The organism is Vibrio bathopelagicus (assembly GCF_014879975.1).
In the GTDB taxonomy this organism is placed as follows: Bacteria; Pseudomonadota; Gammaproteobacteria; order Enterobacterales; family Vibrionaceae; genus Vibrio; species Vibrio bathopelagicus.
Genome location: NZ_CP062500.1, coordinates 3,592,606 through 3,609,935 on the forward strand (window position 1 = coordinate 3,592,606; position 17,330 = coordinate 3,609,935).

General features: G+C 45.1%; 29 protein-coding genes. 5 read left to right on the top strand and 24 right to left on the bottom strand.

Annotated elements, in window-relative coordinates; all coding sequences use genetic code 11:
* Positions 1–31 precede the first annotated feature (31 nt).
* Complete coding sequence (locus IHV80_RS16145; protein WP_192889636.1) at positions 32–1,477, top strand: TrkH family potassium uptake protein; 1,446 nt, start codon at positions 32–34, stop codon at positions 1,475–1,477.
* A gap of 26 nt (positions 1,478–1,503) precedes the next feature.
* Positions 1,504–2,043, top strand: coding sequence for a DUF3157 family protein (locus IHV80_RS16150; RefSeq protein WP_192889637.1), 540 nt, complete (start codon positions 1,504–1,506; stop codon positions 2,041–2,043).
* Positions 2,044–2,064: 21 nt separating this feature from the next.
* On the opposite strand, the gene trhA is transcribed toward IHV80_RS16150, so the two are convergent.
* Both trhA and IHV80_RS16160 read right to left on the bottom strand, forming a co-directional pair.
* Positions 2,065–2,718, bottom strand: coding sequence for a PAQR family membrane homeostasis protein TrhA (gene trhA / locus IHV80_RS16155; RefSeq protein WP_192889638.1), 654 nt, complete (start codon positions 2,716–2,718; stop codon positions 2,065–2,067).
* A gap of 144 nt (positions 2,719–2,862) precedes the next feature.
* Positions 2,863–3,654 (bottom strand): sporulation protein, encoded by a 792-nt coding sequence (locus IHV80_RS16160; protein WP_192889639.1) that lies wholly within the window; start codon positions 3,652–3,654, stop codon positions 2,863–2,865.
* 283 nt (positions 3,655–3,937) lie between these two features.
* Here IHV80_RS16160 and IHV80_RS16165 point away from each other — a divergent pair, with 283 nt between their 5' ends.
* The 3 genes from IHV80_RS16165 (at position 3,938) to ccoG (ending at position 6,219) form a co-directional block, all read left to right on the top strand.
* Complete coding sequence (locus IHV80_RS16165; protein WP_004735761.1) at positions 3,938–4,105, top strand: hypothetical protein; 168 nt, start codon at positions 3,938–3,940, stop codon at positions 4,103–4,105.
* 131 nt (positions 4,106–4,236) lie between these two features.
* On the top strand, positions 4,237–4,500 hold the full coding sequence (locus IHV80_RS16170) for a YihD family protein (protein WP_017109664.1): 264 nt from the start codon (positions 4,237–4,239) through the stop codon (positions 4,498–4,500).
* Between the two features lie 300 nt (positions 4,501–4,800).
* Positions 4,801–6,219 (top strand): cytochrome c oxidase accessory protein CcoG, encoded by a 1,419-nt coding sequence (gene ccoG / locus IHV80_RS16175; protein ID WP_192889640.1) that lies wholly within the window; start codon positions 4,801–4,803, stop codon positions 6,217–6,219.
* A 150-nt stretch (positions 6,220–6,369) separates the two neighbouring features.
* On the opposite strand, the gene IHV80_RS16180 is transcribed toward ccoG, so the two are convergent.
* The 22 genes from IHV80_RS16180 to IHV80_RS16280 form a co-directional block, all read right to left on the bottom strand.
* The gene (locus IHV80_RS16180) at positions 6,370–7,071 is read right to left on the bottom strand and encodes a hypothetical protein (protein WP_192889641.1); all 702 of its coding nucleotides are present in this window, start codon (positions 7,069–7,071) and stop codon (positions 6,370–6,372) included.
* Positions 7,072–7,270: 199 nt separating this feature from the next.
* Complete coding sequence (locus IHV80_RS16185; protein WP_192889642.1) at positions 7,271–7,690, bottom strand: hypothetical protein; 420 nt, start codon at positions 7,688–7,690, stop codon at positions 7,271–7,273.
* A 94-nt stretch (positions 7,691–7,784) separates the two neighbouring features.
* Positions 7,785–8,201 (bottom strand): M15 family metallopeptidase, encoded by a 417-nt coding sequence (locus IHV80_RS16190; RefSeq protein ID WP_102983409.1) that lies wholly within the window; start codon positions 8,199–8,201, stop codon positions 7,785–7,787.
* Between the two features lie 20 nt (positions 8,202–8,221).
* A complete protein-coding gene (locus IHV80_RS16195) occupies positions 8,222–8,473 on the bottom strand; it encodes a phage tail assembly chaperone (protein ID WP_192889643.1) in 252 nt (83 codons plus the stop codon).
* A 2-nt stretch (positions 8,474–8,475) separates the two neighbouring features.
* Positions 8,476–9,300: a hypothetical protein gene (locus IHV80_RS16200; protein ID WP_192890788.1), complete on the bottom strand. Its 825-nt coding sequence runs from the start codon at positions 9,298–9,300 to the stop codon at positions 8,476–8,478.
* Positions 9,293–9,565 carry a hypothetical protein gene (locus IHV80_RS16205; RefSeq protein WP_192889644.1) on the bottom strand — a complete coding sequence of 91 codons (273 nt, stop codon included), beginning with the start codon at positions 9,563–9,565 and terminating at the stop codon, positions 9,293–9,295. Before IHV80_RS16205 ends, IHV80_RS16200 begins: the two co-directional genes overlap by 8 nt.
* Positions 9,562–10,167: a hypothetical protein gene (locus IHV80_RS16210; RefSeq protein ID WP_192889645.1), complete on the bottom strand. Its 606-nt coding sequence runs from the start codon at positions 10,165–10,167 to the stop codon at positions 9,562–9,564. Before IHV80_RS16210 ends, IHV80_RS16205 begins: the two co-directional genes overlap by 4 nt.
* The gene (locus tag IHV80_RS16215) at positions 10,164–10,772 is read right to left on the bottom strand and encodes a hypothetical protein (protein ID WP_192889646.1); all 609 of its coding nucleotides are present in this window, start codon (positions 10,770–10,772) and stop codon (positions 10,164–10,166) included. The genes IHV80_RS16210 and IHV80_RS16215 overlap by 4 nt, the downstream gene beginning before the upstream one ends.
* Complete coding sequence (locus IHV80_RS16220) at positions 10,772–11,173, bottom strand: hypothetical protein (RefSeq protein WP_192889647.1); 402 nt, start codon at positions 11,171–11,173, stop codon at positions 10,772–10,774. Before IHV80_RS16220 ends, IHV80_RS16215 begins: the two co-directional genes overlap by 1 nt.
* 5 nt (positions 11,174–11,178) lie before the next feature.
* Positions 11,179–11,400 carry a hypothetical protein gene (locus IHV80_RS16225; protein ID WP_008221301.1) on the bottom strand — a complete coding sequence of 74 codons (222 nt, stop codon included), beginning with the start codon at positions 11,398–11,400 and terminating at the stop codon, positions 11,179–11,181.
* Positions 11,397–11,549 carry a hypothetical protein gene (locus tag IHV80_RS16230; protein WP_008221303.1) on the bottom strand — a complete coding sequence of 51 codons (153 nt, stop codon included), beginning with the start codon at positions 11,547–11,549 and terminating at the stop codon, positions 11,397–11,399. The genes IHV80_RS16225 and IHV80_RS16230 overlap by 4 nt, the downstream gene beginning before the upstream one ends.
* A gap of 9 nt (positions 11,550–11,558) precedes the next feature.
* Entirely contained in the window at positions 11,559–11,834 is a 276-nt protein-coding gene (locus tag IHV80_RS16235) for a hypothetical protein (RefSeq protein ID WP_008221305.1), read from the bottom strand.
* A 10-nt stretch (positions 11,835–11,844) separates the two neighbouring features.
* Positions 11,845–12,648 (bottom strand): major capsid protein P2, encoded by an 804-nt coding sequence (locus tag IHV80_RS16240; protein WP_008221307.1) that lies wholly within the window; start codon positions 12,646–12,648, stop codon positions 11,845–11,847.
* Positions 12,649–12,900: 252 nt separating this feature from the next.
* Positions 12,901–13,560: an ATP-binding protein gene (locus IHV80_RS16245; protein WP_008221310.1), complete on the bottom strand. Its 660-nt coding sequence runs from the start codon at positions 13,558–13,560 to the stop codon at positions 12,901–12,903.
* Positions 13,561–14,031, bottom strand: coding sequence for a hypothetical protein (locus IHV80_RS16250; RefSeq protein WP_192889648.1), 471 nt, complete (start codon positions 14,029–14,031; stop codon positions 13,561–13,563).
* Complete coding sequence (locus IHV80_RS16255) at positions 14,032–14,427, bottom strand: hypothetical protein (RefSeq protein ID WP_019820832.1); 396 nt, start codon at positions 14,425–14,427, stop codon at positions 14,032–14,034.
* Complete coding sequence (locus IHV80_RS16260; RefSeq protein ID WP_008221318.1) at positions 14,427–14,606, bottom strand: hypothetical protein; 180 nt, start codon at positions 14,604–14,606, stop codon at positions 14,427–14,429. Before IHV80_RS16260 ends, IHV80_RS16255 begins: the two co-directional genes overlap by 1 nt.
* On the bottom strand, positions 14,603–16,531 hold the full coding sequence (locus IHV80_RS16265) for a rolling circle replication-associated protein (RefSeq protein WP_192889649.1): 1,929 nt from the start codon (positions 16,529–16,531) through the stop codon (positions 14,603–14,605). Before IHV80_RS16265 ends, IHV80_RS16260 begins: the two co-directional genes overlap by 4 nt.
* Positions 16,532–16,549: 18 nt before the next feature.
* Positions 16,550–16,741 (bottom strand): hypothetical protein, encoded by a 192-nt coding sequence (locus IHV80_RS16270; RefSeq protein WP_081324739.1) that lies wholly within the window; start codon positions 16,739–16,741, stop codon positions 16,550–16,552.
* Complete coding sequence (locus tag IHV80_RS25350; RefSeq protein ID WP_264158389.1) at positions 16,738–16,872, bottom strand: hypothetical protein; 135 nt, start codon at positions 16,870–16,872, stop codon at positions 16,738–16,740. Before IHV80_RS25350 ends, IHV80_RS16270 begins: the two co-directional genes overlap by 4 nt.
* The gene (locus IHV80_RS16275; RefSeq protein ID WP_019825512.1) at positions 16,872–17,048 is read right to left on the bottom strand and encodes a hypothetical protein; all 177 of its coding nucleotides are present in this window, start codon (positions 17,046–17,048) and stop codon (positions 16,872–16,874) included. Before IHV80_RS16275 ends, IHV80_RS25350 begins: the two co-directional genes overlap by 1 nt.
* A 9-nt stretch (positions 17,049–17,057) precedes the next feature.
* Positions 17,058–17,312, bottom strand: coding sequence for a hypothetical protein (locus tag IHV80_RS16280; RefSeq protein ID WP_019825514.1), 255 nt, complete (start codon positions 17,310–17,312; stop codon positions 17,058–17,060).
* Between the last annotated feature and the right edge of the window lie 18 nt (positions 17,313–17,330).

A 17,330-nucleotide genomic window follows, 5' to 3' on the forward strand; every position in this document is an offset into this window, starting at 1 on the left:
GCTTCGGCACAAAGCGGTGGTCTATTAAGCTATGGTCAACTTTCGTCCGATATTATTAGTGATTGGGTTAGTGTTATCAAAACTCGCCCTTTTCATGTACATCCCCACATTGGTTGCCTTCTTTACTGGCACCGGTGGCTTTCTCGAGTTTGGTCAATCGGTAGTGATCACGCACATTGTGGCGTTTATCTGCTTGAGCTTAGGCCGCTCCGCTAAGTTTCGATTAGGGGTGCGGGATATGTTCCTTATCACCTCTTTGGTTTGGACAATTGCCAGCGCCTTTGCCGCACTGCCGTTTGTGTTCATTAACCACATCAGCTTTACAGACGCCTACTTCGAAACCATGTCGGGCATCACCACGACGGGTTCAACGGTATTAAGTGGCTTAGACAGCATGGCACCAAGCATTCTACTATGGCGATCCATATTGCAGTGGCTAGGTGGCATCGGCTTTATCGTAATGGCGGTAGCAGTACTGCCAATGCTCAACGTCGGTGGTATGCGCCTGTTCCAAACTGAGTCTTCCGATTGGTCAGATAAAAGCAGCCCACGAGCGAAAACAGTCGCAAAAAACATTGTGGCGGTTTATTTAGTACTGACAGGCTTGTGCTTGGTGAGTTATCTATTTGCGGGAATGAGCGTCTTTGATGCCATCAATCACGCATTCACAACGCTCTCAACTGGCGGTTACTCGACCTCAGACAGCTCAATGAATCACTTCTCTAACAGCGCCCACTGGGTCGGAACTGCGTTCATGTTCCTTGGTGGCCTGCCATTCTTACTGTTTGTCAGTGCACTTCGCGGCCGAAAGCTCTCATTACTCTATAAAGACGCGCAAGTCAGAGGCTTCACTTACCTATTCTTAGTCACCAGTGCTGTGATCTCCACATGGTTGGTAATGAGAGATGGTTATAGTGTGATGGATGCTCTGCGTGTCTCGATGTTCAATATCGTATCAGTCGTCACCACAACCGGTTTTGGCTTAGAAGACTTCACCGCATGGGGCGCACTACCAACCACACTGTTTGCCTTTCTAATGATGGCAGGAGCCTGTTCAGGTTCGACTTCCGGTGGTATTAAAATCTTCCGCTTCCAGATCGCGATGACCATGCTCCACAAGCAAATGATGAAGCTAATTCATCCATCAGGTGTGTTTGTTCAACGATACAACCAACGCCCTGTCAGTGACGACATCGTTCGCTCATTAGTCGCATTTGGTTTGATGTTCTTTATTACCATTATCTTCATCGCTGGTTGCTTGAGTGCGATGGGATTAGACCCGATAACAAGCATCTCGGGTGCGATTACAGCTGTAGCCAACGTTGGCCCAGGCATGGGTAGCGTGATCGGCCCAACGGGTAACTTTGCACCACTACCAGACGCTGCTAAATGGTTATTAAGCTTAGGTATGTTGATGGGCCGACTTGAGATACTGACGCTAATTGTTCTATTTTTCCCAGCCTTTTGGCGACGCTAATTACGCGAATTTTTAAGGAAACACAGATGAAATCATACCTACTTATCGCAAGTGCACTGCTTAGTAGCTCTGCATTCGCCGACCAAATGGTGACTCTACCTGATGGTAAAGAGATCTTACTGAAAGACGATTTCACATGGCAATATCATAACAAGGCTTCGTCGAACGGAGAGCCTGTACTAAAAAGTATCCCAATAGCCAAAAATACGCGCGGTACTACAATCATAATTGGAGATACAAAGCCAAGCTTACAGGTTTCTAAATCAGGTGTGGATGTTTTGATTGGGGCTGGACTCTACGAAAATGAACAGCTGATTCTGCCAATTTCAATTACTAACCAAAGTACACAAGCGGTAGTGTTAGTTACCTTAGAAGTTACGGTCTACTCACCAACGGGTGAGCTACTTCATCAAGAAAGCATTAATACATGGCAATCTATCAAACGTATGGCGGACACTTATCTTCGCCCACAAACCTCTGCCGAAGGTAAATACCTCGCGATTGATGTGGCTAAATACCCAGAGTATAAAATCGATGTCGAGATTACTGACGTTTCAACACGCTAATTTGACCTAGTGTTGTGACGGCTAAACTGGCGTCACATACAGATAAATAGCGAAGAAATGGCAAGCGCAGCCCGCCAATACAAACAAGTGCCAGATGGCATGGTTATAAGGGATGCGTTTTGCCACATAGAAAATCACACCCAGCGAGTAAATCACCCCGCCAACCGCCAACAACACCAGGCCACCTATATCGATGTTCATCGCCAATTGATAAACCACAACCAAAGATAGCCAACCCATCGCTAAATAAATGAACAGCGATAGACGCTTAAATCGGTACACGAATGCTATCTTCATGATAATACCGACCAACGCAATTCCCCAGATAACCGCCATCAAACCCATTGCGAGTGGGGTTCTTAAACCGACCAATAAAAAGGGCGTGTAGCTGCCTGCGATCAGTAAGTAAATCGCACAATGGTCGAGAGTTTTCAGTAAGCGCTTGGTTTTTTCTGTGGTGATCGAGTGGTAAAGCGTAGAAGCAAGAAACAGAAGGATAATGCTGCTGCCATAGACCGTCATGCTGGTAATAGTCAGCATGTCAGCTTGATAGTCAAACGCACGAATCAGTAGCAGGATTAAACCAACCACACCAAGCACTACGCCTAAGCCATGAGTTATCGCATTAGCGCGTTCTTCGATGTCACTGTATTCGCTCGCCGATGATGCAGACATGATTATCCTACTAGAGTAAATGTTCGATTAGACTAGTATTACACATTAAGCTTACACGTGTAAGCTTAAATTTTTATGACAAAATGACTTCTAAAATGTGCGACAAAGCTGACCGTTGTGACTAGGTAAATATATGCGATTCAGCTAAGACGCGCTTTCTAAATACTCGACCACCATCTTACCGGCATCTTCTGGTGAGGTATCAAGCGGGACGCTCAATTGGCGTTGTAGCTGACCAATACCAAGCAAGCTCGCTAACATGCCTTTGGCACCATCACGATTTCTATCGATCTCAAACCACAGCTTGAGCTCTGTTTCATCGTGATGTGCAACCACCTCCAATTCACGCCACCGGCCATGATAAGGGCCAGTCGTCGGAACAAATTCGAACTCTTGCACAAACGGTAACTCAAAACCTTCCACCGCTTCACACTCGACTTGGCGAATGCGTAGCCCTTGAGCTTCTAGTTCGTTAAAGATGCCATCGAGCAATGGATCAGGACGAACCGTTAAAACGTCCTTATCAGACGGATCGATTGCCATCGCAATATCGAGTCCTGTCTCCAGCCACACCTTTGAATCACCAATCGTAACCGGTGTATTCAGCGGCACATCAAACTCACATTCAAAATCTCGAGTTTCTCCCGGCTGAATAACAAAGGCATACGGTAGGCTCCATTTGGCCAACGAGTATGTTTGGTGCATTCGACGTTTATGACCGCCCTCTTGCCTTTGCGAGTTCATGGTGACCTCTTTGACGTAACGACAGCACAAGTTGAGATCGATGTTGTCGATCTCTTGCGGCTGAGCGCCACCATAGACATGCACAATAATGCTCGCCTTCTTACCTGGGTAAAGCACTTCCTGTTGCAATACAGAATCCACCTTGGCAGATCCAATTCCAAAACTTGCTAACGTTTTCTTTAAGAACGACATATGCACCTCCTTTAAAGCATCATCTTAAGCCTGAAAGAGGTTCAAACTCAAATATACTGCTCACACTATTTTAGCTCTAATATCGTTTAATTATCACTCAGGCGTCGATCGATAACTGAGATAATGATAATCTAAGCCTTGATATGCATGCATATCATTATCCTGATTTATTTTTCGGATTGGCGAAAGCCAGACGAGTGACTCTTCAAGTAATTGAAGCGAAGCTCATGATAAGTCAGGCCATTAGATTGGCAATGGATATGCCTGACCGTTAGGTAAATTAATGCGCCCAACAGCTGTCAGGTTCTCGCACACCAACCGTAGTGCGATGCGTCGTCGTAGTGGCTTTGTTGCTGCTCCAACGGCTAAGAAATTGGCTCCTACAATGACTCTCGTTCAGAAGACTGCTTTATTAGCACCGACTGCAACAAAAGTAATTAAAGCCGCTTAACGAAAAGCGCAGTTTTTACTGCGCTTTTTTCTTGCCCCGTCCCGTCTTGCAATGTCTTTACACATTGGTATTCCCTACCCGATTTGATACCTTAGCCACAAATCATTATAAAATTTGTGGAGAAGTAAAGTATGAAGTGTCACCGCATTGAGGAACTACTTGAACTGATGGAGCCTGAGTGGCAGAAAGATCAAGAGCTTAACCTATTAGAGTTCATCATTAAGCTATCAAAAGAAGCGGGCTACCAAGGTAAGCTTGAAGACCTGACTGATGATGTTCTTATCTATCATCTAAAAATGCGTAATAGCGAAAAAGATGAAATGATCCCAGGTCTGAAAAAAGACCAAGAAGATGACTTCAAAACAGCGATTCTTAAAGCGCGCGGTATCATCTAACCGGCTCAAAACAATCAAACAGACTTTCAATAAGCGACCACTCGGTCGCTTATTTTGTTTCTGTTCGCTATTTTTTCGTCACAACTGTTACCACTTTTGTTGTTAAAGGTTGATTGCGTTAAAGAAATGACAACAAGATTGCCGTTATAATCGCCACCCATAAGAATCTTCTAAAATAATAAGAGTCAGTGCTAAGTCAGCCCATGCACCAAACTCGAAGCTTAGGTTCTCTAACACCATATTTTAAAGCAATGTCGTCAATACTCTCGCAGAAGGGTATAGCCACCAAAAGGATAGTCCATGAGTCAGGATAAAATCGATATCAAAGATGTGACTCCTAAAACCTTTAATCCCAAGACACATAAAGGTAATGGAGATCGATTTAACCCAAGTAACCGCATCTATGTGCGAGAAAGCAAAGGTAAATTCCAACAGCTACGCCGCTATGGCGGTTGGTTCTTACTTTTACTTTTTGCGCTTATCCCATGGATTCCATTTGGTGAACGACAAGCGATCTTGCTCGATATCGGCAGCCAACAGTTCAACTTCTTTGGTACAACTCTGTACCCACAAGATCTGACGCTACTCGCCATCCTATTCATGATTGCGGCGTTTGGCTTATTCTTCATAACCACCTTCTTAGGACGAGTCTGGTGTGGCTATTTGTGCCCTCAAACCGTCTGGACCTTCATGTACATTTGGTTCGAAGAGAAACTGGAAGGCGCGGCTAACAAACGTAAGAAGCAAGATTCAAACAAACTCACCGCCAATTTGGCGATCAGGAAAACACTCAAACACATCGCATGGTGGGCTATTGCTATCGCAACCGGCCTCACCTTCGTTGGCTACTTCATTCCAATCAAAGAGTTGGTGGTTGGCTTCTTTACCTTTAATTCCACTTTTTGGCCTGTGTTTTGGGTACTGTTCTTCGCGGGTTGTACTTATGCTAACGCGGGTTGGATGCGCTCGATAGTTTGTCTGCACATGTGTCCGTATGCGCGTTTCCAATCGGCTATGTTCGACAAAGATACCTTCATTGTTGGCTATAACACCGAGCGTGGTGAAAGCCGTGGTCCTCGTTCACGTAAAGTGGATCACAAACAACTCGGCTTAGGCGACTGTATTGACTGTAATTTATGTGTGCAAGTTTGCCCTACCGGAATTGATATTCGTGACGGTCTACAATACGAGTGTATTAACTGTGGCGCGTGTATCGATGCCTGCGACAACACGATGGAACGCATGGGTTATGAGAAAGGCCTGATCAACTACACCACCGAGCATAGGCTTGAGGGGCACTCAACCAAGGTAATGCGTCCTAAGCTGCTAGGCTATGGAGCCATTTTGATTCTTATGCTTGGTTTGTTCTTTGTCCAAATAGCGAGTGTAGATCCTGCTGGGTTAAGCGTACTGCGTGATAGAAACCAGCTGTTCAGAATCAATAGCCAAGGACTTGTTGAAAACACCTACACCCTAAAAGTGATCAACAAAACTCAGCAAGAGCAAGAATATAAGCTTGATGTGAGTGGGCTTCCAGAATCGATCTGGTACGGTAAGCAAACCATTACCGTAGAACCAGGCGAGGTTCTGAATCTACCTATCAGTTTGGGAGCCGATCCAGAAAAACTGAGCTCACCAGTTTCGACAATTCAGTTTATACTCTCGGATAATGAAGAGTTTACGATGGAAGTCGAAAGCCGCTTTATCAAGAAGCTCTGATACCAGTAACCTTAATGGTTGGTATAACACCCCAATAAATGGAAAAAGGCTCAGTAATGAGCCTTTCAATGAAGATTAAGTCATTGTTTTTAAATTAAAATAAAAACAGAAAAACCACAAAATGACCACTAGCAATAGTGGGCTTTCTTTTTAACTCTTTGGAGCACTCCCCCAAAGCAACGAAGTATCATTTCCTAATAAGCCAGCCACATAATCTATACCGCCATGCTTAACGGTAAGAAACACACCGCTATACGTACCATTCATTGAAACTTGAGCACATGACACAGCGTTTGCGTTGTTTACATTGAAATACGCGCCGTTACGCACAAGGGTTCCTGTGATTGTACAAATACCATTTACAGCAAAAGAGCTATCAGCATTGATTGTCCATGTACTACCATCGTTAAGATTTGTATGAGTACCTACAATCTCAGATAGTTGCAAAGAATCAGACGTTTTATCCATTGAGTACGCTAGATTGCTTCCATTAAAAACCGCAGTCAGTGACACAGAATTACCCGTAAAATTAGCAGTCATTTCCTGACTACTACTTTTAAGGAAACTTGATGTATCAGCGTACGTTACGCCCTTAGTTTTCATCTGCTTTTCTGTCGTGGTTGCACTATCAGTAAAGTAAACACCATTATTTGCAAAGTCACCCACCACCAAATTATTAGCAGAACGCGAAGAGTCGATTACCATCACAGCTAAATCCGCAGTGTTGACATAAATCCCACTGCCCGAAAATGAACTAGAACTACTAGGGGTAGAGCTTCCCCCGCCCCCACCACCACAACCGACCAGTGATACAGACGCTATTAAACCAACGATTAAGCCTTTATTTTTCATTTGTTCATTATCCCTATTTGCATATGCGCACAAAATAGTATCAAACAAAAATAATAAAGCCCACTTAGGTTAGTGGGCTTTATAAAACTAAAAGACTTTAGTTTCCAATCGGATAAGTCGGTTGTTATGTCGCCAGAATATAGCAACGATGATTAACATTGAGGGAGGCAAGCCCATTGACGTGAGATACTGGAATAGCTCAACCATTTACACCCCCTAAACGTTTTTGCAGCCAATGCTCAAAGGCAACCCGCACCATTCGACGAAAACCGAACGTATCAACGTAAATCATCCCTAGCGCATACCAGTAATATTCTGGTACACCACCCAATGCAGCAAAACCCGCATCAACGATATGCGCCCAATCAGGGATAAACGATAGCCCTAGCGGTAAGGTGGTCAGAATCAATAGATATTCATCTTTCCAGCCTCTCTGCTTAATGCTCAGTTCATCCAATTTCGCCGCTGATTCATCACCGGATTGCAGTCGCTTGATTTGAGCGTCTAACTTAGCTTGCTCTAGCTTGTCGTCACGCTCTTGCGCCTTGTGCTTTGCTTCCTGCTTTTGCTTAAAGTACCCGACCCCCTCAGTGAAAAGGGAGGTAATTAATCCAATCATAGCCAACCTTGCTTCTTTAAGAATTTGATTGTGTAAGCCGCTACCACCGCACCAACAACGGTGACGGCGATTCGTTTCGCGTCACCTTTGTTCATCATCGGTAAACAGCCTTATCCAGTTCGATGTGTGGACCATCTTTAAAAGACTTCCAATCACCACCCCACTTGATAGGCACACCCAATTCACGAGCGGCCTGTTTAAACGCCCAACTTACTTGCTCGTAATAGCTAAAGCCCCAAGTCACTTTCCCGTTTTCGTCATAAACAACAAAATCGATGGCATGGCCTGTTTGGTGTCGACTCTTACGAGAATAACCGTCCAGTTGGCTTGCACCTTTTTTGAATAGAACGTTTTGTTCTTCCGCTGTACGTTTGCCAGAGGTGATACCAAAATCAAACGGTGAAAGCTGAATAGCGCGATGAACCACGGCTTTTAAATCTCGGTGAACCCCACCCATTCGAGCTTCACTACGTGCTGATAGCACCCATTTAGAAACGGTTTCTTTTTTCATAAGTAATAGCCCTCCAACGGCTAAACAGACGCTTGCGGCAATGATGGTTTTTGAGGCCATACCACATCTTCCGGATTGCTGTAGGTTTGAGGGATATCGCGTAGAGCTTGGCGATACTGTCGGAATGGCGCTTCACTGAAACCTGCATCAATAGCAGCTTCTAAAAGTGTGTCTGCAACTTTTAGCTTACCTTCTCGTATTGCGCGAATTTCAGTCCAACGCGAAGCTAAAACTAAGTCATTGTCTGCTATATCGTGAGTAATAATTTCCATGGTTATTTGCTCCAGTTTACAGGGCTATCATTGAACACATTTACAGGTGGGCGGGCGCAACTCGCGTCATACTCTGCGTCGACTCGAAATACTCGGGTCGAGCCAGCTTGGTGTCGCGTATCTGCTTTAACTGTCAGTCGAGCGATTCCTGAATCTCTTCCTTGCCCAATATCTCGTAGGCTAATCGGAATAATCTGCCCTTCCATATCCTTGGTAATTAGAACTTCACGGTCACCGCTTGGCTGAGAAATGAATAAACAAATACCTTCGCGCCCAGTTGTCTTCTTTACTTCAAGAACACCGGAGACGGAGTCATAAGCACACGTTCCTGTGAAAACGAAATGGTCTAAGTAGCTGCTAGAAGCCATACCTCGGTGCGTCTGATAAAACTCGATTCGAAAAGAGTTGCCATATTTACCAAACCCGCCGTTTGCAACAAATTCAATCAAATTAAAGTAAGATGTAGGTATGGTTGGGTCAGCTACATTAGGGTGACTAGGGTCTAAGTTCGCTCCTTTTTTATAACCACCATTCGCAACGGTATGCCTCAGTGAATAGACCTTTTTTCCGCCAACGTTATAAACGTTAACCCCATTAATCACTTCCATAACAGCTTTGGTAACTGCGTTCATCTGACCTTGATAGCCAGAAAGCTTACTGTTGAATGAATTTGTAAAGCCTGCGACTTTTCCATCAAACACATTTACGAAGCTTGTAATTTTGCTATCAAACTGCGTTTGCATGGTTCGAATAGCACCGCCCTTGATGCTATCTAGTAGGTTTCGGGCTTCGGTCACCAGTTGCCCGATTGCCGTAAAATCACTCATTGAGTTCTTTCTCCATTTCTTCCGCTACGTTCTGCAGACGCGGCAACGTATTCGCTGCAACACTGTCGGCCAGTTCGTGAACGTCATTATCTGAATTGAAAGCGTGGCGTTGTAATGAGACTACCGCCGAGCTTAGTGATACCTGATTGCTGTATACGCCGCGCATCATTTCCAACGCGTCTACCTGTTCAGGTTGTAGGTTCTTTAAGTGTTCAGTGAGCGGGTCGTATTTAACGACCGCTCGACGTGGCATGAGGTGACTCATCGGTGCACCTCCATCATTGCCAGTTTTAAAGGTTGATTTGAGTTGTTGTACGCCCAAAGCTCACCACCACCCGTAATCGTAATTCCTGCGGGGGCTTGTCTGTCCCCCATAACCGGAAGCCCGACCACGGCAGAAACATTGCTATCACCAATCATCGCTTCTACTTCCGTATCGCTAATGTTTTGGATAATCGCCTCTAGTCGTGTAACTGAGGCATTGAACAAACGTTTCTTTTCATTAGGGTTAATAAGCAAATGGTCACGACTGATAAAGCGTTGCGCCGTTTCTTGTCGAGTGGTCACGATTGAACGAATCTCACTGACTGCCAACGATTGAGCAAACTTCACCTGTGCAGGTGGGGTGGTTTTTAGATCACGTTTAGTGAGTTGGTACACCACTCGAATTGACACTGCATGAGGGTTAGAAATTTCAAGCTCTTTAAAGCTTTCAATATCTAACGTATCTCCCGCATCAACACGAATTTGTTCGCCGTTATCACTGCGAACATAGAGGTACTCTTGAGATTCACGGACAATCAGCCACTTATCAGAACCCACACCAAAACGTTTAACTTCATTAGCCTGTAAGGTTAGCTGTTTCATTTAGCCCCCTTAAAGGCCGTTGCGACCATTCCCACACCTGCTGCCACTGCAACTGCAATCGCAACTTTTGACATTTCTCCAGCACTGCCTGTTTGACTGCGAGAGGCGGTATTTTCTGCCATAAGCAAAGCGGCGCGGGCGTTCTCTCCCGATTGCGCCGCCATAGACTTAATGGCGGACGTTGTGTCTGCGCTGTTCATGCGCATACTGTCCAATGCCTTTTCTGTCACTTTGCGGTTGCTCTCTAGCGAGCTATCACCAAAGGCGAGTGCTTTTGATAGTGATTCCTGCCCGTTATCCAGCGCAGCTTTGGTCACATTCTCATTGCTGCTCAGTGCGGCCTTGCTGACGTTCTCATTGGATTGAATCGCATCAGAGCCAAGGCTTACCGCCTCCTTAATGGCGGCGGTATTGCTGTCTAGTGCGCTCTTGGTGATTTCGGTTGCCTTTTCCATTGCGGCATGGTCGGTCATGGTGATATCACCAATGTTCCCATTTACGCCCGAAATAACAACACCAAGGTTATCCCCACTAATGGCACTGGTGCCGCTAGTGTTGGTTGTGTTTGTAACGTTCTTACTTGAACTACTGCCACCGCCACCCATTAGCACCCCTCCCATGCGAGTGATAAAACCGATTCATGCTCTGTCTTATCTGCAACAACGAAACCAAACGCTTTAAGGATGCGTTCCATCCCACGACGCACCGTGTGATATTTAATTGAGCGATAACCTTGAGACTTCACCGCTTCAATAATGCAAGGAGCCGCTTTCACTAACCCCTTACCTGTCATAGCCAAAATCAAATACTCGTTATCACTGGTAACCAAACCAACAAAACGAACAGAGACACCCGCACCTTTTAAGTGGTAAAAGCTCGCCTGTTTATTACTGACTGCTTCACAACAAAATTGATATTCAGCCTTGGCACAATGCACCCCGTTAAATGCGGATTTAATCAGGGCAAATTGTGCTTTGATGTCAGCGCGAGTAGGTTTAATTAACATGAAATTCATTTCTTAAACGCCACCCACGCAATACCAAGAGCCAACAAGACAAACGGCAGGTTTTGAGCAAGGCTTTGCCCCGCACTCCCACCAAAATTGATAGCACCATTACGAATGCCACCAATCGAGTTAGTCCCTGTTGCCTCACTAGGGCCAGCCGAACCACCTCCAGCACTGATAGGCATAGAACCGCCCGCGCTTAAACCGCCGCCGATACCCGGTATCATTTGCCCCCCTTAATGACTCGATAAGCCACATAACAGCCGCCACTTACCGCCGCGACTTTTAATAATTTCGTTGCACCTGAACCAGACCAAAAGCCCGCCCCAAATCCAACGCCGCCCGCAACCAGAGGAAGAAGCACAATCAATGGCATGCTTCCCCCTTACTTTTTCACTGCAATAACCAACACCGTAAGCAATAACGCGACACCCAAACCGCCACCGACATACAACAATGTTTTGTCAGTCGTTTGGGGCAGCGGTGAACCTGTCACCGCGTTGCCATGATTATCTTTTACAGGCTGTTGGGGTTGCTGAGTCGTACCTGCGTTTTTCGATGAGTCGTCTTTGGTAGCGGTATCAATCAAGTTACCCATACCTTCACCTACATCATCCAGAAGCCCAGACCCAAAATCGGTTAAATCATCCCAAAAAGCCAAAAGTCACCCCCTACACTAAATCAGGGCGAACAACTTCCACTGACTCAACAATAATTGGAATAGAGCCGACAGGCTGATTGGTTTTCACTGTGAACTTAAGCTCCGAGCTATGTGCCGTTGGAAACAGTTCATCAATGTAAAAACCGCGCATGATTGGGTCGAAATGGAAGCAGCCCGCTTGCCAAAAACGGCGATTGCGTTTTGCTCGCATATCTTCCAAAGCTCGTGAAGAGTCAAAGACCTTCACAAAATCACGGTAGATTTGCAGTGTATGAATTTCATCACTTAAAAAGTGCATGCGGCGAACCAATTGAAGTGGGCCCGAAACAAGATCAAGAAACTCATTTTCTGTAGAGCTTGCTTGCATGGTTTGCTTTTTGATTTTTGGCACAACCACACGTGCAGGTTGACGCGCTGAAACGGTCGCCCATGCTTGCAATTGAACCTTGGGTGCATTCGCTTGAGAGGTAGAAGCAATTTCCACTTCTAGCGTAATGTTATCGCCCATTTCCGTTACCAGACCTGTGTAACGAACGCCGTTTTTCGTTTTTGCTGTGATATCAGACAGTGGAATTGTGAAGAAACCATCTACCTGAGTCAGGCCTTTGTACGCTTCTAACTTCTTGATGAACTCACCATCTAAAACAATGATTTCATCTGCATTAAGTGTCAGCGTGATACGGCGCAATTGTGCAGCCGCAAGGTTGGTCTCAAGAAAGATTTCTTCATAAGTAGGACCAATCGGAATAGTCAGCGTTGCTTTCTCGCCGTAATCCGCACCCGTGAAGGAATTGAGTTTAGTTGGAGCAGACATTGATAATTACTCCCTTAACCGATGGTATCTTCAACAGCGTCAACGTTGTTTGAAGCCCAAACCACGCCAGCCGCCACAACGGATGCTACAAGAGCAATAACCGCGAGTTTCTTCGGTGTAAAACCTGCCATTTCTTTACCTATAAAAAAAACCGCCCAACATTAGGCGGCTTTTACTTAAACAGGCTATTGGGAATCGATTCCTAATAGTTATTGGGAATCGATTCGGAATAAATGGGCTTTGCATCACAATTTACCACTTAATCACCCCTTTTTTGAACGCTTTACCGTCTTGTAATAGGTACTCAAGTGGATCAAGTTTTTCGATATCACTTGCAGGGATTCCGGTCATTTTTTCCAAATACACAGCACTAGCCTTGGTCTTTTGCATCATCACACAGGCATGCTGACAGTTATCGATAATGGTCTTTGAAACTTCCTGACCACGTTGAAACAGGTTAATAGTATGCAGGTTAAACTTACGGCCTAAGCGCAATATTTTGCCATGATAGCCCGTTGCTTTACCTGCATTTTCGCTATGTTCCGCAACCTCTTCGCAGATGATTTTAAGCGGTTTTTTGTGCTTACCATTCCCCATAGCCCAAACCACTTGGCAAAACTTATCAAAGTCTTTGGTTGTGGTTTCATGAGTCGGTTGATAGGCAATCTTAAAGCCTTGTTTTGTCTTACGACCTGCAATCAGTGCGGCGGCAAACTCTTTAATATTGGAATACCCGCGCACCACACGCCCTGCAAGCTTTCCACTGTAATCGCCCATTGGGTCAAACATAGCCACTTGGTCAGTATCTTTGATAAAGAGTTTTTTGGCAGCGGATGTTTTCCCGCTGCCACTCATACCAACCGCAAACACATGACCATTTTTAAGGGCATTATTTGGGTTAATTGGCTGCATTTATTGTGCTTCCTCCGCGGAATCTGTTGCCTCTTCCGATTGAGTGATTTCTTTCGCCGCATCGGATGCCTTAAGCATTTTGATTTGTTGGAATGACGTAAAGCCTAATGAACCCGCCGCGACCAGAAATGCAAACTCTTCTTTGTAGGCTGCTAACCATGGGGGCATTTCACCGCCATATTTCACAAACAAAGGTGCTGCCGTACTTGCCACGCTTTCTGCCTGTGATGGGTCAATAGCAAAGTCTTTATGTCCAAACTGTTTTAGCAATTGCTCAGACACACCAAGAATTGCCATTACAGACGCTGAGCCTTGCGCTAGAGCTTGCGCATTATCCGCTTGTTTAATATCAGCGGTACTAGGGTCAAAATCTTGCTCATCACCTAACTGTTGAAGCAGTGCCGCTTCATCTTCCGTTGTGTGCACATCTTCATTCACTTCAATTTCATTTACTTCTAATTCGTTTTCCATTTACGCCACCACTTTGATTGTTTTAACTAGACCACCAAACACCAACCCCATAAGAGCACCAATACCCACACACGCCGCCGTTCCGATTGGCTTTGATTCCGTATCTGTATTGGGTTTCGGTGTTGGCTCTGGATTGGGTTTAAATTCCCCTTGATTGACAATCGGTTTAGCCTCTGGCTTTGGAGCTTTGAGCTTTTCGATATCTGATTGCACTTCTTCAAGTGATTTAAAGGCATTCATTTCTGCTTGCATTGCCTTGCCTGTACGAGTATCAGGGCCACACTCACAACGACCATGAACATAAGCCGAACGTTTCCCTTTACCTTGCTTGATTGCCTTTGGTGTTAAGCAAGTCGAGCACACTACATACCCTAAGATTTCGTTTTCATTTTCCATTAGCTATTTTCCTTTTCTAATGCGTTTAGACGTTGGTTAAAGGCTTTAAAAAGCCAAATGGTTTTCACTAGCCAAGGCTTAATGAAACCGAAGCCCATCGGGGGCTTATACGCTTGCGACTCCGAATCCATTTCATTCAGTAAACGAGTGGTTTCGCTTTGTATTGTTTTTTCCGTCATTGGATTACCTGTTGTCGATAGTATTGCTCTACTTCGTTCATGGCCTGACCGAGTAGCTCTTGTTGAATTTCATAAGTTGGTATTGGCGGCAAGTCCTGATTGAGCAGACTTAACCAGTTAGCTTGATTGACTTGCCAACGCTTAAACTCTTGTTGGTAACGGTCTTTTGCTTCAAGGCGTATATCATCTAGATACGCATCCTCTGTCGTCATACTCCAACCTCTAGCCCCTGCCGCCCACTCTAAGAATTGATTAGCTTTTTGTTCGCAGTCCTCGCCCTCAAAGCTAATCGAAAATTGATTATCTGAACTGGCAAACACGCCGCGACTGCTTAAACGTTCCTTTTGTGCTCGAATTTCGCTATCTATCTGCTTTATGAGTCTATTTAGCTTGACGACTGCCCCGACCTTTGTAGCTTTTTTATTGATAGCAATGGCTTTTTGGGCCTCTTCTTTTTTGGCTTTCTTGCGAGCAATTTCGCGCTTAGTTGGAGCTTTCCATTGCTCTAAACGATACCCACACTCTTTGATAATTCCCGTCATATTGGAAACGTCAAAGCTTGCCAACGCCTCCCACTCAGGGGCTCGACTGCAACGAGCAATGTTATAGCGATTACCTTTAATCAACCCTTGGTCAGCATTACCACCTTTAGCGGCATAACCAATTGCTTTGATGAGATAACCCGCCGCCGCTTCTTTGTGCTGAATACGTTGGAGATTAGCCATACCACGCCCCCAAAGGCGCTCAACACGTTTCGCCCACCCTTGAAAATGCTCTTTAGGCACGTGGTAATTCAATAGAATATGAACGTGTGGATTTGGCTCACCGTTTTCATTCGCAGGACATTCAGCAACCCAAACATAATGAAAGTCGAAAGGCTTTTTCGTTGCTCCGTGTAATTCTTGGGTATGTGTTCGAACCTGCTTGTTTTCGTCTTTCGCTTTCCAGATAGCTTTAAGTGGTCGCCCTTGGTTCCCCTGAACAACTATCTTATTGGTTAGAGAAAGTTCACCAACCTCAGACGGTTGATATTCAAAACCGCGCTGATACATTTTTTTAAGACCATCAAGAAAACGAGATACCTCTTTGCCTATGGTGGTTTGAATAGGGCAATACGCTAAACCCTCATCGGTCAACGCTTCACCGCCGAACAAATGCTTTCGCTGTTCTTCGGTAAAAGTTAAGGTCAGGAACGTAGTAAAACCGCCATGACAAGTAGCTACATATGCACCCGCCTCAAAGATTTTCTTAACTGCGTTTGAACTTAACTTTTCAGTGAAACGCTCACCTGTTGGTGATTGCGGCGCATCGCTTGGGCTTGGGTGGTAAGTGACTTGCAATTTCACTTGTTGAGCCCACTCTCTTTTGAGCAAATAGGCGCGACTCTGTCCTTTAGGGATATAATCAAGGCGATTGCGTTCTTTATCTCGCACCCATCCGACTTGTGGCGCGTTTTGTTCAGTTCCGTAGTGCTGTGACTCCACATGAACACTTTGTGTTTTTGAGCGCGGTTTTAGACGGCGTGAGCGGGTGATAAAGCGGTCTAAATGGCGTCTTTTTTCGTGTCGGACTTTGCCGCCCTTTGACAAGCCTAGTGTCTCCACGGCTCCGCCGTGCGCTCCGCGCCGAGAATTGGTGAAATATTCAGGAGTGATTAACGTAAGTTTTTTATCCTGAACTAATTGCCAAATTTCCGCTGATTCCTTGGTGTTGTGAAAGTGGACTTGCTCCATTGCATGTAACTTACCTTGCTCACTTTCCATCCAATCAGAATTTTGAGCACTAAAAAAACCGCTCTCGATAGCGGCTATATTTTTTTCAGTTGTCGCAACGTCTTGCGCTAAGGCAGTGACATAGCCCACATCATGCGGACTCAAAATATTAGTGATTTCTCGCTCACCTTGCGGTTCATACAAATAATTCATATTGTCACCAGTGACGGGTTATAAATGCTCTAAAGAAACGTACCTACCTGACTTGGTATCGCGCAGGGTGTTAAAGGTTAAATGACGAAATTCACAACATGCTTTTGCCAACATGTGAAACTCGCTTTCTCTATCCTCTGGAACCCACAAAGTGACCTTTTTTAGTCCTTGCGCTTTCTTAGCCGCTTCGTATCTTGCATTGCGACTCATGCAAACACCCCCGCACGAGCAAAGCCTATTGCTACCACTGCAACAAAGGCAGAGCGGGCAACGACTTCAAACTTAGATTGAGAGCTGCAAGAAAATACCAATGAAGCAAATACAAAAATTGATGCATCCATTACAAAATCGCCTCTCTATGTTTAAGCACCTGTAGCCTTGCAGCGCGTTTATATTCCATCTGACCTTTACGGCTAAAACGGTAGTCCTTACCGCTTTTCGATTTTGAGCTATAACCATTAGGAAAATGTTTAGCCTTTAGGTTATCTAGAATTTCGAGCCCTTTTGCAGTTGGCATAAATCCCCCTTAAATAGCTGCACGCCAGTCTTGGTATTTAGACGCCTGTTCTTCTGCTAACTGGTCAATAGCTCGCATATTGATTAACACTCGACGTGCATCACTTGAGCTTTCACGCTTCAAAAGTGGAAGCTGACCGCGCTTAACCTGCATTCGGACAGCATTTAAAGACAATCCTGTTAGGTCTGCATACTTTTCAGGCGTCACAAAAGACCCATAAAAACCGTTAACTTCATTCATTTCTGTTTGTTTATGACCTACCATGACTTAAACACTCCAATA

What these genes read in the sequence shown, in the direction of transcription:
- IHV80_RS16200 (WP_192890788.1), bottom strand. Translation starts at nt 9,300, where the DNA reads ATGAGTGATTTTACGGCAATCGGGCAACTGGTGACCGAAGCCCGAAAC.
- IHV80_RS16205 (WP_192889644.1), bottom strand. Translation starts at nt 9,565, where the DNA reads ATGAGTCACCTCATGCCACGTCGAGCGGTCGTTAAATACGACCCGCTC.
- IHV80_RS16220 (WP_192889647.1), bottom strand. Translation starts at nt 11,173, where the DNA reads ATGTTAATTAAACCTACTCGCGCTGACATCAAAGCACAATTTGCCCTG.
- IHV80_RS16245 (WP_008221310.1), bottom strand. Translation starts at nt 13,560, where the DNA reads ATGCAGCCAATTAACCCAAATAATGCCCTTAAAAATGGTCATGTGTTT.
- IHV80_RS16215 (WP_192889646.1), bottom strand. Translation starts at nt 10,772, where the DNA reads ATGGGTGGCGGTGGCAGTAGTTCAAGTAAGAACGTTACAAACACAACC.
- IHV80_RS16170 (WP_017109664.1), top strand. Translation starts at nt 4,237, where the DNA reads ATGAAGTGTCACCGCATTGAGGAACTACTTGAACTGATGGAGCCTGAG.
- IHV80_RS25350 (WP_264158389.1), bottom strand. Translation starts at nt 16,872, where the DNA reads ATGGATGCATCAATTTTTGTATTTGCTTCATTGGTATTTTCTTGCAGC.
- IHV80_RS16160 (WP_192889639.1), bottom strand. Translation starts at nt 3,654, where the DNA reads ATGTCGTTCTTAAAGAAAACGTTAGCAAGTTTTGGAATTGGATCTGCC.
- IHV80_RS16230 (WP_008221303.1), bottom strand. Translation starts at nt 11,549, where the DNA reads ATGCCATTGATTGTGCTTCTTCCTCTGGTTGCGGGCGGCGTTGGATTT.
- trhA (WP_192889638.1), bottom strand. Translation starts at nt 2,718, where the DNA reads ATGTCTGCATCATCGGCGAGCGAATACAGTGACATCGAAGAACGCGCT.
- IHV80_RS16270 (WP_081324739.1), bottom strand. Translation starts at nt 16,741, where the DNA reads ATGAGTCGCAATGCAAGATACGAAGCGGCTAAGAAAGCGCAAGGACTA.
- IHV80_RS16180 (WP_192889641.1), bottom strand. Translation starts at nt 7,071, where the DNA reads ATGAAAAATAAAGGCTTAATCGTTGGTTTAATAGCGTCTGTATCACTG.
- IHV80_RS16150 (WP_192889637.1), top strand. Translation starts at nt 1,504, where the DNA reads ATGAAATCATACCTACTTATCGCAAGTGCACTGCTTAGTAGCTCTGCA.
- IHV80_RS16185 (WP_192889642.1), bottom strand. Translation starts at nt 7,690, where the DNA reads ATGATTGGATTAATTACCTCCCTTTTCACTGAGGGGGTCGGGTACTTT.
- IHV80_RS16280 (WP_019825514.1), bottom strand. Translation starts at nt 17,312, where the DNA reads ATGGTAGGTCATAAACAAACAGAAATGAATGAAGTTAACGGTTTTTAT.
- IHV80_RS16225 (WP_008221301.1), bottom strand. Translation starts at nt 11,400, where the DNA reads ATGATACCGGGTATCGGCGGCGGTTTAAGCGCGGGCGGTTCTATGCCT.
- IHV80_RS16240 (WP_008221307.1), bottom strand. Translation starts at nt 12,648, where the DNA reads ATGTCTGCTCCAACTAAACTCAATTCCTTCACGGGTGCGGATTACGGC.
- IHV80_RS16260 (WP_008221318.1), bottom strand. Translation starts at nt 14,606, where the DNA reads ATGACGGAAAAAACAATACAAAGCGAAACCACTCGTTTACTGAATGAA.
- IHV80_RS16165 (WP_004735761.1), top strand. Translation starts at nt 3,938, where the DNA reads ATGCGCCCAACAGCTGTCAGGTTCTCGCACACCAACCGTAGTGCGATG.
- ccoG (WP_192889640.1), top strand. Translation starts at nt 4,801, where the DNA reads ATGAGTCAGGATAAAATCGATATCAAAGATGTGACTCCTAAAACCTTT.
- IHV80_RS16195 (WP_192889643.1), bottom strand. Translation starts at nt 8,473, where the DNA reads ATGGAAATTATTACTCACGATATAGCAGACAATGACTTAGTTTTAGCT.
- IHV80_RS16255 (WP_019820832.1), bottom strand. Translation starts at nt 14,427, where the DNA reads ATGGAAAATGAAAACGAAATCTTAGGGTATGTAGTGTGCTCGACTTGC.
- IHV80_RS16265 (WP_192889649.1), bottom strand. Translation starts at nt 16,531, where the DNA reads ATGAATTATTTGTATGAACCGCAAGGTGAGCGAGAAATCACTAATATT.
- IHV80_RS16275 (WP_019825512.1), bottom strand. Translation starts at nt 17,048, where the DNA reads ATGCCAACTGCAAAAGGGCTCGAAATTCTAGATAACCTAAAGGCTAAA.
- IHV80_RS16190 (WP_102983409.1), bottom strand. Translation starts at nt 8,201, where the DNA reads ATGAAAAAAGAAACCGTTTCTAAATGGGTGCTATCAGCACGTAGTGAA.
- IHV80_RS16145 (WP_192889636.1), top strand. Translation starts at nt 32, where the DNA reads ATGGTCAACTTTCGTCCGATATTATTAGTGATTGGGTTAGTGTTATCA.
- IHV80_RS16210 (WP_192889645.1), bottom strand. Translation starts at nt 10,167, where the DNA reads ATGAAACAGCTAACCTTACAGGCTAATGAAGTTAAACGTTTTGGTGTG.
- IHV80_RS16250 (WP_192889648.1), bottom strand. Translation starts at nt 14,031, where the DNA reads ATGGAAAACGAATTAGAAGTAAATGAAATTGAAGTGAATGAAGATGTG.